This window comes from Parabacteroides sp. 20_3, from assembly GCF_964238835.1.
Classification (GTDB): Bacteria; Bacteroidota; Bacteroidia; order Bacteroidales; family Tannerellaceae; genus Parabacteroides; species Parabacteroides distasonis.
The window spans coordinates 290,636-307,655 of record NZ_CAXSNO010000008.1 but is presented as its reverse complement, the minus strand read 5'-3'; the positions used below and the strand labels follow the sequence as shown (position 1 = coordinate 307,655).

Annotated in this window: 17 protein-coding genes; 10 read left to right on the top strand and 7 right to left on the bottom strand. The window is 41.1% G+C overall.

Translation table 11 applies throughout. From position 1 onward, the window contains the following. From ACESPU_RS17165 to ACESPU_RS17145, 5 genes are all read right to left on the bottom strand, one after another. On the bottom strand, positions 1 to 174 hold the full coding sequence (locus tag ACESPU_RS17165; RefSeq protein ID WP_005859549.1) for a hypothetical protein: 174 nt from the start codon (positions 172 to 174) through the stop codon (positions 1 to 3). Between the two features lie 12 nt (positions 175 to 186). Continuing rightward, the gene (locus ACESPU_RS17160; protein ID WP_005867490.1) at positions 187 to 996 is read right to left on the bottom strand and encodes a porin family protein; all 810 of its coding nucleotides are present in this window, start codon (positions 994 to 996) and stop codon (positions 187 to 189) included. Between the two features lie 88 nt (positions 997 to 1,084). Continuing rightward, complete coding sequence (locus tag ACESPU_RS17155; RefSeq protein WP_005859552.1) at positions 1,085 to 1,597, bottom strand: RNA polymerase sigma-70 factor; 513 nt, start codon at positions 1,595 to 1,597, stop codon at positions 1,085 to 1,087. A gap of 149 nt (positions 1,598 to 1,746) precedes the next feature. Next, positions 1,747 to 2,799: a tryptophan--tRNA ligase gene (gene trpS, locus ACESPU_RS17150; RefSeq protein WP_005859555.1), complete on the bottom strand. Its 1,053-nt coding sequence runs from the start codon at positions 2,797 to 2,799 to the stop codon at positions 1,747 to 1,749. Between the two features lie 82 nt (positions 2,800 to 2,881). Next, positions 2,882 to 3,184 (bottom strand): PAAR domain-containing protein, encoded by a 303-nt coding sequence (locus ACESPU_RS17145; RefSeq protein ID WP_005859557.1) that lies wholly within the window; start codon positions 3,182 to 3,184, stop codon positions 2,882 to 2,884. Positions 3,185 to 3,283: 99 nt separating this feature from the next. Here ACESPU_RS17145 and ACESPU_RS17140 point away from each other — a divergent pair, with 99 nt between their 5' ends. The 3 genes from ACESPU_RS17140 to ACESPU_RS17130 all read left to right on the top strand — a co-directional run bounded on the left by ACESPU_RS17140 (position 3,284) and on the right by ACESPU_RS17130 (position 6,808). Beyond that, entirely contained in the window at positions 3,284 to 4,225 is a 942-nt protein-coding gene (locus ACESPU_RS17140; protein WP_005859559.1) for a DMT family transporter, read from the top strand. A gap of 129 nt (positions 4,226 to 4,354) precedes the next feature. Next, entirely contained in the window at positions 4,355 to 5,617 is a 1,263-nt protein-coding gene (locus ACESPU_RS17135) for a DUF4933 domain-containing protein (RefSeq protein ID WP_129984461.1), read from the top strand. A gap of 30 nt (positions 5,618 to 5,647) precedes the next feature. Then, entirely contained in the window at positions 5,648 to 6,808 is a 1,161-nt protein-coding gene (locus tag ACESPU_RS17130) for a DUF4221 domain-containing protein (protein ID WP_122383019.1), read from the top strand. A gap of 72 nt (positions 6,809 to 6,880) precedes the next feature. On the opposite strand, the gene ACESPU_RS17125 is transcribed toward ACESPU_RS17130, so the two are convergent. Then, the gene (locus ACESPU_RS17125) at positions 6,881 to 8,053 is read right to left on the bottom strand and encodes an ATP-binding protein (protein WP_005859561.1); all 1,173 of its coding nucleotides are present in this window, start codon (positions 8,051 to 8,053) and stop codon (positions 6,881 to 6,883) included. Between the two features lie 771 nt (positions 8,054 to 8,824). On the opposite strand from ACESPU_RS17125, the gene ACESPU_RS17120 reads away from it, so the two are divergent. Then, positions 8,825 to 10,807: a discoidin domain-containing protein gene (locus tag ACESPU_RS17120; protein ID WP_373133551.1), complete on the top strand. Its 1,983-nt coding sequence runs from the start codon at positions 8,825 to 8,827 to the stop codon at positions 10,805 to 10,807. A 239-nt stretch (positions 10,808 to 11,046) separates the two neighbouring features. Here ACESPU_RS17120 and ACESPU_RS17115 read toward each other — a convergent pair whose 3' ends face one another. Continuing rightward, positions 11,047 to 12,048, bottom strand: a complete 1,002-nt coding sequence (locus ACESPU_RS17115; protein WP_227154234.1) for a helix-turn-helix domain-containing protein — start codon at positions 12,046 to 12,048, stop codon at positions 11,047 to 11,049. A gap of 192 nt (positions 12,049 to 12,240) precedes the next feature. Here ACESPU_RS17115 and ACESPU_RS17110 point away from each other — a divergent pair, with 192 nt between their 5' ends. The 6 genes from ACESPU_RS17110 (at position 12,241) to lepB (ending at position 17,017) form a co-directional block, all read left to right on the top strand. Continuing rightward, positions 12,241 to 12,459, top strand: coding sequence for an NVEALA domain-containing protein (locus tag ACESPU_RS17110; RefSeq protein WP_009275352.1), 219 nt, complete (start codon positions 12,241 to 12,243; stop codon positions 12,457 to 12,459). An 8-nt stretch (positions 12,460 to 12,467) separates the two neighbouring features. Further along, positions 12,468 to 13,517 (top strand): TolB-like 6-bladed beta-propeller domain-containing protein, encoded by a 1,050-nt coding sequence (locus ACESPU_RS17105; RefSeq protein ID WP_121960672.1) that lies wholly within the window; start codon positions 12,468 to 12,470, stop codon positions 13,515 to 13,517. Between the two features lie 12 nt (positions 13,518 to 13,529). After that, positions 13,530 to 14,384, top strand: coding sequence for a DUF1573 domain-containing protein (locus tag ACESPU_RS17100; protein WP_158532451.1), 855 nt, complete (start codon positions 13,530 to 13,532; stop codon positions 14,382 to 14,384). Positions 14,385 to 14,590: 206 nt separating this feature from the next. Continuing rightward, the gene (locus ACESPU_RS17095; protein ID WP_005859565.1) at positions 14,591 to 14,821 is read left to right on the top strand and encodes an NVEALA domain-containing protein; all 231 of its coding nucleotides are present in this window, start codon (positions 14,591 to 14,593) and stop codon (positions 14,819 to 14,821) included. 187 nt (positions 14,822 to 15,008) lie between these two features. Then, on the top strand, positions 15,009 to 16,061 hold the full coding sequence (locus ACESPU_RS17090) for a BF3164 family lipoprotein (protein WP_005859567.1): 1,053 nt from the start codon (positions 15,009 to 15,011) through the stop codon (positions 16,059 to 16,061). A 95-nt stretch (positions 16,062 to 16,156) separates the two neighbouring features. Further along, positions 16,157 to 17,017: a signal peptidase I gene (gene lepB, locus ACESPU_RS17085; protein WP_057319078.1), complete on the top strand. Its 861-nt coding sequence runs from the start codon at positions 16,157 to 16,159 to the stop codon at positions 17,015 to 17,017. Positions 17,018 to 17,020 lie beyond the last annotated feature (3 nt).

The window sequence follows — 17,020 nt, the reverse complement described above, 5'->3', positions numbered from 1 at the left end:
TTAATAAGTCCTTCCAGTCTCATACCATTGGAATCCGACATTTGGGGCCTGCCCCTTCTTCAATGGAACTCCCACGCTCATACTCGGCGAGATCCTAGACGATACGCAAGATGAGAAAATCATCATCGACACCGCGAATATAAATACCCACTTTATACAAACCATCGCTTTCATCCTATTTTCTCTTTAAAATGTGTATCCCAAGGTAAAACTAGCCGTATGATAGTTCAGACCTATGTTATAAGCATATCCCTTGTATTGCTTATCTATACCCAGATCATAGCCAACCTTAAAAGCGACCCGTTTCACCTCTATACCAGCCTCTATGGTAGCTCCCCAGTCAAAACGAGGCGCTACCGCATATCCTTGGCCGGGATTAAACGGGTTATATGATATTTCCTTATTATAGGGCAGCTTTCCTTTTAAAGAATAATCACTTTCCTCATACGTCACTTTTCCTCCCAAGCCAACCGCCAAATAGGGACCGACCGCCAAATGTAACCGAACATCCTTACTTACCTGCCAATCGAAACGAGCCAAGATCGGTAATTGGATATATTCACGATGCTCCTTCTGACTGCGATGCCTTATACCTTCTACATCAAAATCCTTAATTCCATAGGTATCATAATAGAAGCCCGTAAAGCCGTAACCATTACCATAACCGTATCCCCACAGATTCAAATAATCACTGGAAACGGGATAGAGAAATATACTCGTACCTTCCCGTCCCCCATATGGACTCTCACTAGTTCCATAAATCTCACTATAAGAAGACAGCCCCTTCCCCCGTCGCACATAATACAAACCGGATTGAAGCGAGAACCAGCCCGATCCGAATGTATAAGAGACTGCGGCCCCAGCCTTAAAGCCTACCTTAGCGGCATCTCCCTTATACTTTGTCACGTTCATACCGGCTTCCGGCGTCACTTTCCATTGCGCTTGGGCCGAGATCACGCACGTCATCAACATCACAAATACCACCAACTTCCTCATACACTCTCCATGCTTTAATGAAATAAACAAGTAACCTTTATCTCTAAGACAGAGAAATATGAAAAACCCCCATTCCTTTCTATAAAATTTATCCGAAAAAGAACATATAAACACGGATAGCGGTCTCTCGCAAAGCTTTCAATGCCTTGCTCATCTGGTTCTCAACCGTTTTTACCGATAAATTCAATTCCTCCGCGATCTCTTGGTATTTCAAGCCATCCCGTTTGGATAACAAGAAAATCTTCTTCCGTTCGGGAGGCAACCGATCGATAGCGTCCCACAGGCGGGCGTCACGCTCCGATCGCAGGATGTCTTCCTCTTCCGAGGTATCTTCTACGTCGGGTAACTGCTCGGTGGCCTCAGCGTTTACGGGTTGTGAGGTAAATGAAAGAGAACGGTTCCTCACCGCTTGATATAAATAAGCCTTGAGATTCCCGATCACATTACCAGCCCGGTTCTTATCCCATACATCCGCGAAGGCCTGTTGCACGATATCCTCGGCATCGTCCACCTGATCGGTATAACGAAGCGCAAACAAACACAAGGGCTTATATAAACTCTTGAAATGATGTTCAAATTCTTGGGTGGTAATAGCAGCCATACGTTTGTTATCTGTAACTATTCACCGCAAAGTAACAACCTTTTCTTTTTAACAAATCGCTTTTCAGGTTCTTTATAATGGTTTTAATAAAAAGAAAGCGTTTAAGGACTTATCCCTAAACGCTTTTTCTTATTTTTAATTAATAAGCATCAATATGGACGAAAACCGATAATCTGGCGTACCTCATTTAAAGTCTTAGAAGCGCTCTCACGAGCTTTCTCCGCACCCATACGGGCTACCTTATCCAGATATTCCGTATTGGCGGCCATATCCAAGATACGCTCACGGATCGGAGCGCAGAACTTATTGATATCCTCGGCCAACTGCTTTTTCATATCGCCGTAACGGATCTCGCAATTGTTGTATTTCTCATTAAAGAAATCATAGGTCTCTTTCTCGGAGACAATTTCCATCATCGTGAATAAATTGGCGATCGGCTCGGGCTTCACGCTATTCGGCTCGGTTGGTCCCGCATCGGAAACCGCTTTCATAACCTTCTTCTTGATTGTTTTCTCATCATCGATCAAGTAGATCGCGTTACCCTCACTCTTACCCATCTTACCGGAGCCATCCAAGCCCGGTACTTTCACGGACTTATTGCCCAAATGGAACGACGCAGGTTCCGGGAAGAAATCTACTCCATAGGTAGAATTGAAACGGCGGGCGAAACGACGGGCCATTTCCATATTCTGCTCCTGATCCTTACCTACAGGAACCTTCAACGCCTTATGGATAATAATATCGGCGGCCATCAAGGTCGGGTAAGTCAACAAACCAGCGCTTACGCTATGTTTATTACCTTCATTAAAAATCTCTTTCTCTACATCGCCTTCACATCCTTCCCGGCTGATATGCAACTGCTGACGAGCCTTATCCTTAAAGGAAGCCGTACGCATCAACTCGCCGATACCGGCGTTCATATTCAAATATAGATACAACTCTACCACCTCCGGCACATCGCTCTGAATATAAATGGTAGCTTTTTCCGGATCGATACCACAAGCCAGATATTCCGAGAGGATCGTCTTTACGCTATTTCGTATATTGTCAGGATGCGGGTGAGTAGTCAACGAATGCCAATCAGCGATAAAGAAGAAGCAATTATACTCATCTTGCATCCGCAAGAAACTCTTTACCGCGCCAAAGTAATTGCCTAGATGCAGATTACCTGTTGGTCTGATTCCACTTACTACTGTTTCCATGTCTTGTTATTTTTAGTTTTCAAGTGGCGGCAAAGATAGTAATATTCTCACAATATACATATATTATATGCCGCAGATCCTCCTAACCACCTATTATAACGGTGGGACATCCCAATACGATTTGCCCTCCGTGAGCTGTCGTATCTCCCATTCTGGCGGCAGGTTTACCGCAGATCATCACGGTGGAAGATCCTTTAATGATCGTATCCGGAGGGCCTACACAAACGCAATTATCTCCCATTACCGCCGCCGGTAGCTTGCCGATTAGAACAGTCGCCGCTCCCGGCCCTACAATAGGACCGCCTACATGGGGTATCGGTGATGGCCAAGCCGGGGTTTGCATAGGACATGTATGCATATCTGTCAATCTTGCTGCTGGAGGCATATTTATTACTTTTTAGTTAACGATTTATTGAAATGATAATCTACAAATATATAATATTTATCATGAATATACTACTTTTGCGCGCTAATATTTTTAATCATGAATGCAAAAGCAAAAGGATATGTTCTAGGGGCTATCGCCGCCGCGACTTATGGAATGAACCCCTTGTTCGCCCTACCCTTGTATAAAGCCGGTATGAATCCGGATTCAGTCCTGTTTTTCAGATATTTATTCGCGATCCCGGTATTGGGTATCATGATCAAAGCGAGAGGGCGGAACTTTAAGTTGAAACCCAACGAGATCGTTCCTTTAATCCTCATGGGGCTGTTGGTTTCCTTCTCTTCCCTAGCGTTATTCCAAAGCTATAATTATATGGAAGCAGGCATCGCCTCGACTTTGCTGTTTGTCTATCCGATCTTAGTGGCGCTGATCATGGCGTTTGTCTTCAAGGAGAAATTAACGTTACAAACCATCTTTTGTATCTTGCTGGCATTAGGCGGTATCGGCTTACTTTATAAAAGTGGCGACGGAACGACTCTTAGTTTAACCGGTGTCCTGTTGGTCATGGCTTCCGCTCTTTCCTATGCTATTTATATCGTAGGCGCGAATCGTCCGCTATTAAAGAATATCGCTACGTTGAAACTTACGTTCTATGTCTTGCTTTTCGGAATGACCTTGTTTTTAGTCCGTATAGATTTCGGCAGGAGCCTTCACATTGTCCATGATTGGTATTTATGGGGTAACCTGATCGCTCTAGCCATATTCCCAACCGCTATCTCTTTCCTTTGCACGACACTGGCGGTCCAATATATCGGCTCCACCCCGACGGCGATCCTCGGAGCCTTGGAACCGTTGACCGCCGTATTCTTCGGAGTGACTGTCTTCGGTGAATCATTAACGTTACGATTGTGTTGCGGAATCATCCTGATCATCCTAGCCGTTACCCTCATTATCGCAGGAAGTAACGTAACAAGCCACCTAGTTCGTTTTCGAAAGCTTTTCCCAAGGCTTCCGCTTAAGAAAAAGAACGCTAAATCATAAAATCATATACAGGCATCATTTCTAGATACTATTCTACGGGGCTATCGCAAATCTATGATAAATTCGTAAAATCATTTGTTACAATCAATTATTTTACATATGTTTGCGACAAACAATACGTATCCAGCCATGATCACCAAGTTTGCGACATGTTTATTGTTCCTTGCCTTACTCCTAAATAGTTGTCAGCAAAGGAATCAACCCACCTCTCCCCAATATGAAGCGGAGTATAATCGTTCGACGACTCCGGCCCTCATTGATATAGAAAAGGCGCTGGGCCATCCGGCGATGTTGAAACTGAGTCAAATAGCCTCTAAGCTGGAATATTATAATGTTGGAGACGCTCGTTACACGGTAACACAAGCGATCGCTATTCCGGATAGCGACGCTTTCATCACATTCAATAACCCACGTATTTATTATCGTAAGCAAGGCATTCCCAGCAAACGATATGGATTTAAGGCCTTGGATTATAAATGGAACCATGGGATGAACGGCCTTAATCTATTTTACGACAAGAAAACAACCCGTATGTACTGCGCCTTGAGCGGCCTCGACCAAGACAATAAAAAAGATTCGACCACATTCAACGATATAAGGCCATGTATCGGGGAATTACCCACATTAGATACGATGCTGACCATTCAGAATTATATATTCCCCGAAAACCTGCCTACCAAATATTCGATAAATGCGGATGCCAGTCAAATAGTAGGCTTCTCCTCCTCGGGATATATGCTTTGTGATTACGCGGAAGGCTCTAAAATCCCGAAAGGAATAACGACATTCAACCTTCGAGGAGATACGCTTTGCAAATTCATCCTTGCGGATGCCAAAGATATTAACGTCTCTCCGGATACGATCACCCGGTTTCAAACCTTTTATTGGAATACGGATCAAGACCGAATAAATTTCTTGATTCCTTATCGAGATACGGTATACCAGCTTTCAAGTTCCCACTCGATCACCCCTTTATATGCGCTTCATAAAGACAATCAAGATAAACCGACCGGTCTTCGTTCTTTCTTGGAGAATCCGAATGGGCTATTTATGGGAGTCTTTCAAAAAGGTTCTCCCGCCATCTATAATTGGCTGGGATGGCTGGACGATTACAAACCGGTTATCACCCATCGAGTAGTCTATCTCAAGAAAGAGAAGAAAACATACGCCTTACCCAAAAGCTCCGGAGGATTTATCAATGATATAGATGATGGACTTCCGTTCTGGCCAGACGGACAAACCGATGACTGTGTTTATATGATTCGTACCGTCACCGAAATGCGTGAGACCGTTAAACGCACAGGCTCCTCCCGCCAAAAAGACCTGATCAAATTCTTAGACGATCCTAAAGTGTTCGAGAGGGATTATGTAATGATCGTGGCAAGACCTTGATAGATATGTGACAGATAATACAATAAACGAATGAAACTACAACCATTTTTCTTATTCCTATCACTCTTGCTCTTTATCCTCTCTTCTTGTGAGCAAGCAGAGAAAAGTAGGTCTTATCAATTAGTAAGATCCGATCAGACCTTGGCTTTCACCTTGGATGATAAGACAAAAAACGTAACCCCTTTCTTATCGTACTATCGTGACAAAAAGGGAAAGGAATATATTGTGTTACAATCTTACTCCATGCAGTCCCGTAGCAATAAATTCTATTTTTATGATAAGGATAGTCAAGAACTAGCGTTCAAGATAGAACCGGAGATCGAGGGTTCTAATGGAGTAGGCCGTGTATTAGGATGCTATATACAGGATTGGGACAGCCTATATCTCACCAGCTTATTTGAACCAGAGATCATACGCATCAATAAGGATTGCCAAATACTAGAAAAAATAAATTATGAGGAAGCAAATGATGGCACAAGACTTTACAACAGTAGTTTCCTAAGTTTCAGAACCGCCACCCTGATGGGGAGGGATCTATATATCTATTCAGATCCCAACCGTTTGATAGAGAAAGATTATGTCTCCGCTACTATCAATCTCGACACGAAGGAGATCAGAGCATTACCTTTTGTTTATCCGGACTATCCCGGCTCTTCGGTCAAATTGAAACGATACGGGCTAGAGGGTAGCTATAGCCGTTCTTTTGATGGACAGCGATTTGTATATTCTTTCATTTACGATGAATCTGTCTATGTGGCGAATATCGCACACGACTCCATCCGCAAGGTATCCGTGAAAAGCGAGTATATCGACCAAGTGCAATTGCCAGACGAGCTAACCGCCCAAGCGATCGATTTCTGTCAAAACGCGATGTATGGAGACTTGATATACGATCCTTACCGAGAGGTTTTTTATCGGATCGCTTATCCATCCACTACGATCGAGAAAGGGGTTAAAGCTATGGAACTTATAGAATATGGACGAAAGACCTTTTCAATCATAATCCTTGACAAAGAGTTAAACAAGCTAGGAGAGACTCTTTTCCCTAATTACACGTACAATTCAAGACAATTATTAGTTTTACCCGATGGCCTTTACATATGTAACAGCCATTTCATGAACCCCGATTTCAACGACGATATATTAAGTTTTATTCGTTTCGATCTAGTTTCTCGATACGACCGGAGATAAACAAATACTGTATATCAGCATATTACAGCAAGCACAGACAAGCCTTATTCCAGTGGATTTCCTAATAGATATTCAATAGATAAAGCCAAACATCCATAAAGGAATCATATTGCGGAAAGCATACTCTATGTCATCTTTCACCACATACCCATCCGCCGCTTGCTTGATCTGTTGCCGCGTCTTATTCTTTCCCCCAATCTCAAAGGTTCGGCCATCTATCTCAAAGTCTGAAATCGCAGAAGAAGTAACGAAGCATACGACTCGCATCCAAGATAGAAAAACCGTCTCACGCACGGAACCGATATCCGGTACCTGCTCCGACAACGCATAAGCCAGATTCGTATTATTCAGATATATCTTCTCTACTTTCTCCAATAATTTCAAGCCCTGCGCTTTTTCTCGCAGTAAATTAACCAGACCTGCCTTCTCCAAATAACTCATGTAGTCGGGCAACACATTCCGGCTGATATCCAAATCTCTCGCCAACTTCGTATAATTTGGTTTGAAAGGGACACTTTGAGCTAATACATATAATAATTTCTTCAACTTTACGGCAGAAGCCACCGTCATATCCGCAAAAATCGGAATATCAGATTCCACCATTTGGTTAATCACGCTACGCAGACGCAAGAGATATTCCGTATCTTGAAAAAATGGATAATAACCTGTCGATAAATAATCATTAAATAATTTGAGTGGACGAGCTTCCTTATAAGGGAACTCAACCTTCCCAGCAAGAATCTCTTCCAACGAATACGATGGAAGCTGCCACCCCTGCGATATATTCAAATATTCCCGAAAAGAAAGTCCGGGTAATCTATACTCTACCTTCCTGCGACTTAAATCCGCACCACCTTTCTCCAGATCAAGAATAGACGAACCTGTATAGATAACTTGAAGACCAGGAATTTGATCGTATATATTCTTCACCTCCCTAGACCAATCCTTGTATTTATGAATCTCGTCAATATAAAGTTTTTTCCCACCCAGATTATAAAATTGATAAGCCATGTCGAATAACCGATACTTGGTAAAATAGAAATCATCTGCCGTAACATACAAAGACTCATCCTCACGATCATACAATTTGATATGCTGCAACAATAGGGTAGTCTTCCCAACACCACGAGCACCTAAAATCGCAACCAATCGGCTATCCCATGCGATCTGATCGTGAAGAAAACGCACGACTTCTGTCGAAGTATGCTCTAATTGAGTTCTAAAGGAACGAAATAAGGTCTCCATATTGATTCATGTTTAAAGGACAAATATACAAAATTGCACGATGCGATGTGCAATTTTCATACAAAATTGCACGATGCGATGTGCAATTTCCTTTATATAGGTTGACCATGTTCTATCCTATTGATGAACGAGGTTTACCCGGACAAAAATAATTAACATTGTTTGCACAAATTCATTCAACTCACGATATAAATAGGTGACCTTAGATTGGCAATCCTAAGAGCAATACTGACTTGGCTAAGTAATATATACTGACTTGCCCGACACAGTATATATTACTTAGCCAAGTCAGTACTACTGCCGATAGCAAGCTCATCACACAAATAAACCATCAAATGAACGTTGAAATGGAGAATTTACTCTCCCGAAACGATCTTTAGTGAATATCCTTTACCCCGAGCACTCTCTATCACCAAACCCGGAATAGGAGACAAATCCTCTTTAAGCCTTTTAGCCGTAACGGTAAGATGCACGAAAAGTACTATCTAATGATAATATCTGAAGTGCCCCCCCTGTATAAGAAAAACAAAAATCATCCCCAAGTTCTTTGATACGCCGATCTGTATCCTCTTGGACTACCTGTTGAAATGATAGCAATACAAATACATAACTTTATGCCAACAAACCCTCATTTTTTGTCTGTCAGCTAAAAGTCAGCTAAAACAATTGGCCATGAAAAGGAATAAACTTATGTTTGTGAAAAATTAAATACGATATGAAACGAGCAATCTATTAAAACACCGTCCTTCGCAAAAAGAACAAATAAAACGAATGAAACTCTTTTGGATCACGCTACTTATATCTAGTTTAGTCTCTTGTCACAATTTCAAAGAAGACAGACAACTCTCATTCGCTCTTGAAAGAGCAGGCGAAAACCGCCGTGAATTAGAACAGGTATTGGAACATTACAAAAATGATTCCTTGAAATATCGTGCAGCTTGCTTTCTTATTAAGAATATGCCCGGGCATTATTCTTATTGCGGGAAAATCACCAACACATATAATAAACAAATTGACTCTATAATACTTCAAACACAAAAAGAGGGGCGTTATCATGATACACCTTATCTTGCCAATCGCATTGATAGAATCTCTAAAATCCACGAGAACACCTCATTCCCGATACAAGAAGACATTCGTATAATTACAGCTGATTTTCTTATTCAAAATATCGAGCAGGCTTTCCACCTATGGGAAGATGCCCCTTGGAGCCGACATTTAAATTTTGATGACTTCTGTGAATACCTATTGCCCTACTCTATCGGAGCCATGGATGTACTGGAGGATTGGAGGACTGGCATGTACCAACAAATAGATTCTACGACATTAACAGAACTCAACGACTTCAGCTATTCTTCCGATATGCAAAACTCAGCATTTTGGGCTTGTAAGCATATCAATCAGTTTTTAGAGAAGAAATTAGTTCCTGAAAACTCGGTATATTCCATTCCGTTCATAGCAAAAACCTCCACTAGGAGCATGATATCATTCGGCACTTGTAATCAATTCTCGTTAATAGCGTTAGCTATGATGAGAAGCATAGGAATTCCCGTCATGCTAGATTTCACACCACAATGGCCTTTCCGCTCGATGGGGCATTATTGGAATGTACTTTTAGATAATACAGGAAAGAATCTAGCGTTTGGAGGATGCGAGACAAAAACAGATCCGGATATACTGCATAAACCTAGCCAGAAGATGGCTAAAGTGTATAGGCGAACATACGCTATTAATCAAGATCTCGTAAAGCTGAATACAACCGAAGAGGTCGTGCCCGACCTCTTCCGGAATATTTTCATGAAAGATGTTACCTCCGAATACATGAAAACTTGTGATATCATGATTCCAACACAAAAAAAACGAAACCATAAACATGCCTACCTAGCCGTTTTCGACAATCAGAAATGGGTACCTATATGTTACGGTACACAAAAAGGAAAAGTTTGTTACTTCAATGAAATAGGAAAAGATATTGCCTATCTCCCACTTTATTATGACAATCAAGGTATTCATCCTATTACAGATCCATTCATACTTGATTCACGAGGTAGAATAAAATATCTACATGCAGATACCAGTAAACGAAAGAAAGTTATATTATCTAGGAAATACTATCTCGCAAAACATATTTTCGATTATGCAAAAACTCTCACCGGAGGACATTTTGAAGCTTCCAATAATCCGGATTTCTCCGATCCTGATACAATACATACGATTTCTCATTGGTTATTGTCCGCAGATTCTTTCGAGATAAAACCTCAAAAAACATATCGCTATTGGCGCTATGTATCAGCAAAAAACAAGGGTTGTAATCTAGCCGAACTCGCTTTCTACTCAGACAAGGAGGAAAAAGAATTAACCGGCACAATCATTGGAACAAATGCCTCGGTTCGTTACGATACTATGCCAATGGATAAATCCAAAGTATTTGACAAAGATATCCTAACTTACTATGAAGCCCCTTCTACGGTTGATTATCCATGGGTAGGCTTGGACTTCAACAAACCGGTATCTATCAATAAGATCATTTATACGCCAAGAAACGATGATAATAACATCCACGCAGGTGATCTATATGAGCTATTCTATTGGGAATATAACTATTGGATGTCATTAGGCCAACAAAGAGCTATTGAATCAAAGCTAACCTATACAAATGTACCAGACAATACTCTCTTGTTGTTAAAAGACTTAACCAAAGGGGAAGAAGAACGCATATTCACATATGAAAATGACAAACAAGTTTGGTGGTAATCTTTATTATTCCATGAGAACCATATTAAATTAATTACAACAAGTAGGCAATTTTAATTTTATCTATAAATAACTGATAATCAGCGTGTAAAAAACATCATTATATTTTCCGAAAAACTCGTACGTGTTTTTACTAAAAGTCGTACGTGTTTCTAAAAATTCACGTACGTGTTTTTTAGAAGACGAAGTCGAGAAGAATATAAACATTCAAAAAAATACACTAACCCACCTTGTAAAACCTACCCACCACACTTCAGCACATAGCCATGCCCCCGAGCACTCTCAATCACCAAACCCGGAATAGGAGACAAATCCTCTTTAAGCCTTTTAGCCGTAGCGGTAAGAGCGTCTTTGGACACACTTCCATCCGGCCAGATTTCTTCTTTCAGCCGATCGGACTCAATGAAATATCCTTTATGTTCTAATAAAATACAAAACAGTTTCAGCCGTTGATTTGCCAATTCGATACGATGCCTATGATAATGCAATACGCCATGTGTTTCATCGAACAAGATATCTTCTGTTATTTGTATCATCTCTTTAGGTGCTTCTTGTAGCGGTAAGATATTTATCCTTGGTCTTTTCCATGTCAAGACAATAGCGATAACCCAGAGAATAACCATTGCCAGAATCCAAAATATATTTCGCAAAAACACTTCACCTACTATATAAAGGAAAGGAAATTGAACAAACGCTCGCAAAACGATCGCCCGATTCGCTCCAAAAACAATTTCTTTTAATGGTATGAAAGATTGATAAAAAGAAGTATCTGAAGAGCTACATTCCGTCTTGTCTATAAAGGTATAACAAGTTACGGTCTGAGCCGAAATCGCATGTTCATACAAAGATGCACGAAAAGCACTATCCAGTAAGGTTACTTGAATCGGATTCTCCATGGACAAACAATGTTGGAGACAAAAATCAGACTTCTCCTGTGAAGACATCCTCCGTGCCACCTCCTTATTATTCCTCATATGTATAATCGCATCGGCAGTCTTGATTGTAATGCTATCTCGTTCCAATCGATTAGCGCCTGAATAGGAAAAACAAAAAGCATCCCCTAAATCTTTTATCCGCCTATTTGTATCATCTTGAACTGCCTGCTGAAATAACGTTTGAGACTCTTCTTGTAATTCATACTTTACATTTTGGTATGATTTATAAAAAGACAACAAGCAAATCATCGTCATCAGAACAAATACACTCCACTTCCAATAAAATTTCCAATTTTGCTTCTCCATAATTATTCCTCGTTGAAACTGCAAAGATACGTTTTCCATCCCTTTCTACGAATAAATTCATTCAACTCGCAAGATGAAAGATGACTATAGGTAGACAAAAGGCTTATTTTTCAACTGTCAGCTAAAAGTCACCTAAAAAGATTGGCTATCCAAAGACCAAGCCGTACGTTTGTAACAAAAATTAGAAACGACATGAAACAAATTACTTTCAAGAAAGCTTTCGCTATCATTTTCATTTGCGCCTTGTGTGCTTCGTATTTTCTTTTGAAAGAAGGAAAACAAAATTTCTCAGATCTTACTTTCTCTAATATTGAAGCGCTAGCTTCCGGTGAAAGTGGATCCAAAGATTGTTATATGGCTGGCTCTCTATCATGTAATGGAGGATATTACAAATATATATACAACCGTTAAAACAACACATGAACTACTACGTGTACATAGTTCTATTAATAGGTAGTCTGGTATCCTGTTCGGAATCCTCACGGCACTTCCCCCGCTACGAGGATTTTCCCGATGAAAAGGCATTAAATGCGCAGGTTATCCACCTAGATACCGCCTTGTTCCGCTATCCTTTCCGGGTAGCGGTCAAGGATGGTATCGCTATTATCATGGACTTGCACAACGTAGATTATTTCTTCCATGCCTTCTCTTACCCCGAATGGGAATATATGACATCGTTTGGCAAACGAGGCGAGGGACCCGAAGAAATGGTATCGGCAGATTGCTTCCGGTTTATCTCCAAGGATTCTATCTGGACGCTCGATGCGAACAAAATGCGAACAACCCGGTGGAAGATTGAACAAAATATGAACAACATCATCCCCGTAGAAACGATCGATATGGACAAGCGGCTGGTTAGGGCATTGGACTTTTACCCGATGGAATCGGGCTTTTTAGTATCTGACTACCTCGGTGAATATAGACAAAAGTGGACAGACCGAGAAGGGAAATGGATTCACTCCGCTAATCAGATCCCGACCGAAAATAATTATGAAGACATCGCACGCCCTGCATTGGCGCAAGCGTGGCGAAGCTTCTTCGACTATAATCCCCAAAAAGGCATCTTGGTCATGGCAACCCAACTAGGAGAGGCATTAGAAATATACAACTTCACAGATACTACACAAACCGTACGATACGGACCTAATGGAGAACCTCAATTCGCAATCTCACAATCGGAGGGAATTCCAACGGGTATCATGGGATTCAGTGATGTTCATATCACAGACCATTTCATTTATACCGTATTTCATGGCCGTAGTTTCAAAGATATCGAGCAGGCATACCAACGAGGGGAAGATATCGAGGATGGCGGGCGATACATCTATGTATTCGACCTCAAAGGAAACCCCGTCCGGAAGTACGTGCTCGACCATGCCATTTATGGTATCGACGTAGATGAGGATACGGGGACGATCCTTGCCACGGATGTAAACAGCAACGATCCGATTCTTTCATTTAAAATATAACGACAAAATATCATGAAATACTTAAATCTAATCATACTATTATTATTCCTTCTAGCTTGCCAAGACAAGAAAAAAGACGAGATCAAGCATTTAGTATCCGAATGGCAAGGAAAAGAGATACGATTTCCGAAAGACATGGTCTTTGCACGGTTTGCAACCGATACGGTAGACTTCACCCTGCCAAAATCCCCCCACAAGGTGCTGGTTTTCGTGGATTCCATAGGATGTACCAGTTGCAAACTCCAACTGCACCGATGGAAAGAACTGATTCAATACACCGACTCCATTACCCAAGGAACGGTTCCCTTCCTCTTTTTCTTCCAGTCCGATGACAAGAAAGAAATACGGTATCTATTGAAAAAAGACAATTTCGACAAACCTATCTGCATGGATCAATCAGACAGACTGAACGAACTGAATCATTTCCCGGCCGACGGGAGATTTCAAACCTTTCTATTGGATAAGGACAATAAGGTCGTAGTGATAGGAAATCCTATCCACAACCCGAATATCCGGGAGCTATACCTAAAAGAGATCACCGGAAAACAACCCGCTTCACAAATACAGACCACCATGAAAGTGGAAGAGGCATCCATACAGCTAGGAACTATCCAAATGGGAGAAAGCAAAGAAGCTGTTTTCCGATTAACAAACACAGGAAACAACCCGTTAGTCATACTAGACGCGGCTACAACCTGCGGCTGTGCCCGCCCATCTTTCGACAAACATCCCGCCAAGCCGGGAGAGATCCTTCAAGTAAGAGTCATCATGACACCGAAAGACAAAGGAGTCTTTGACGAGACGATTTCCGTGAAATGCAATACGAATCAACTGATAAAATTAAACATTCGGGGGATGGCTCAATAAATAAAAGAGAAGGGAGAGCTTGCCGGATATATTGGAACGATCACAAGCAAGCCTCCCACCCCACTTTTACTCATGAAGCAGAAAGGAGGTGACACAAAAGTAGTAAATTAAATTGAAAGAGGAATTCGAGAATATCCTTATCTTGCAGAAGAATAGTAAGCAAGAGATTAAATTCTCAAAAACATAAACTATAAAAAAGAAATATCATGAGAAAAAAGATTTTAGGAATAGCCGTAATGGCAGTCGTAGCAGTAGCTGCGGCATGGAACATCAACCAGAGTGAAAACGAGATTAAACTCTCTGATTTAGCGCTTGACAATGTGGAGGCATTGGCTAGTGGGGAAGGTGGAAGCGGATATTGCAGTTACTCTGGGGGAGGATGTATTATCAAATATTCCGATGGGACATCCACTTACATACCGGGACGTTGGAACTAAAATTTAATCAAAGGAGGGTGTGCCAAAACGAAAAAAATCACAATGGAATACAGTCGGTAAATCAATGGAATGCAGATGTTTTCTCATTGATTTTTAATTTGTATTTCATAGACTCTAGGTATCTTGAGCAAGAAGAAAATGTGTTCAATCCCTTAATTTGGCATGCCCTCCTTAAAAAATCAGTATCATGAAGAAATACATTATCTTACATCTTTCACTCATCCTATTAGTATTCATCGCTTGTACCGATGATCAAAAACAAGATGACAAAAACATAACCTTCCAGAGAAGTGATTTCAAAGTCCGAAAATCACTATCCGGAAAAACTATTGAATTTGACAGTCTTATTTTACGACCTTCACAAATCCAATTATTCGACTCCTTCCTAGTTACTTGCAATCAAGGGGCGGAAAAACAATTCCACATCTTCAACCTCAATACGGCACATAAGGAAGGAGAATGTATTCCTGTAGGACAAGGGCCTAAAGAGATGATGACACCATGTTTCGTCAATCGGAACGATTCCGTAGTCATTTTTGATATGATGACCTCTACGATTTTCACTTACTCTATCCCGGAATTTACCAGTGGAAAAGAACCGGAATACGCCAGCCGTATCTCCCTAGATACAAAACCGCTATGGAGCAATATTCGAAGCTTGGGCAACGGGTTCTTAGGCGTATCCTATCAAGAGACGAGTCCTGGATTCCTTTTTGATCAAACAGGTAAGAAAACGATGGATTTCGGTACTTATCCTAAAACTGAGCAGGAGTATACTCCTGCCGAATTAATCAATGCGTTTCGGGCAGACCTAACCACCAACCGAAAAGAGAAGGTTGCAATCACTCACTACTTCACTGATTTAATTTGCATCTATAACGTGAACGGGACCTTGGAAAAACAATTACGGGGACCGGATCATTTCGCATCTGTTTTCAAAGAATTTAGGGATGGAGACATTATCGGAAGTAAAGCGAGCCCGCAAACTTATAGAGACGCTTTTTATAGTCCTGTAAACGTGGGGAATAGTTTATTTGTTCTTTATAATGGAAAAATGGTGACAGAGCCTAATTACAATATATTATGCAAAGAATTATTTGTAATCGGATGGGACGGTAGCCTTGAATGCCATTACACATTAGACCAAGGAGTCTCCTCCATCGCTGTAGACAATCAAAAACGGAAGATCTATGGTATCAGTGATGATCCGGAATATCATATCGTAGTGTTCGACTATTGATGACTGATATCCAAAGAATTTGGATTTAGGAAATGAGGCATAAACATAAAAGAATGGGAATAGAAAAACGTATATACAAAACAAATATAAATCAGATGTTACGATATCTGACACTTATATTTTATGGGGTATTTGGTATTGGTTGCATATACGCATTCCTCCTCATCTTCTGTTTCAGCACGTTCAAAATCCCTTCCGATTCCATGGAGCCTCAACTCCAAACCGGAGATCAAGTATTAGTAAACAAATGGATAGCCGGACCTAGGTTATTCAATATTTTCGCATCTATGAAAGGGAAGCGGGTAGATATATACAGAGTACCCGGAGTCGGGCAAATCAAACGGAATGATATTCTCGTATTCAACTACCCGCATCCCTATTCATGGGAGCGGATCGAAATGCACATCATGCAATATTATATCAAACGCTGCCTCGGGTTACCGGGAGACTCCATCCGGATCGAACAGGGATTCTACCGAAACAACCATACAAAAGAGCCTTTGGGGAATGTGGAAAGTCAAGCGAACCTATCCAGACAAAAAGCGGATCGGATGCCGGACGGTGTCTACCGTTGTTTCCCTTTTGATTCTACATTCAATTGGAATGTTCATGATTTCGGTCCTTTGTATATCCCCCGAAAAGGGGATAGAATTACCGTGAATCAAACAAATTATAAGCTATACAAACAAATGATCGAGTGGGAATCAAAAGATTCCCTATCGTGGAAAGATAGTAAAGTTTATATAGGAGACAAACAGGTAAGACAATACCGGTTCCAAAGCAACTATTACTTCGTGGCCGGAGATAAGACAGAAAACTCTAGAGATTCCCGTTATCTCGGACTTATACCGGAGGAATTTATCGTAGGGGTAGCTTGGAAAGTGTGGAAATCCGTTGACCCTTACACGGGGGAATACAGAAAGGGACGTTTTTGGAAAAATATTCGAAACAATTGAAAA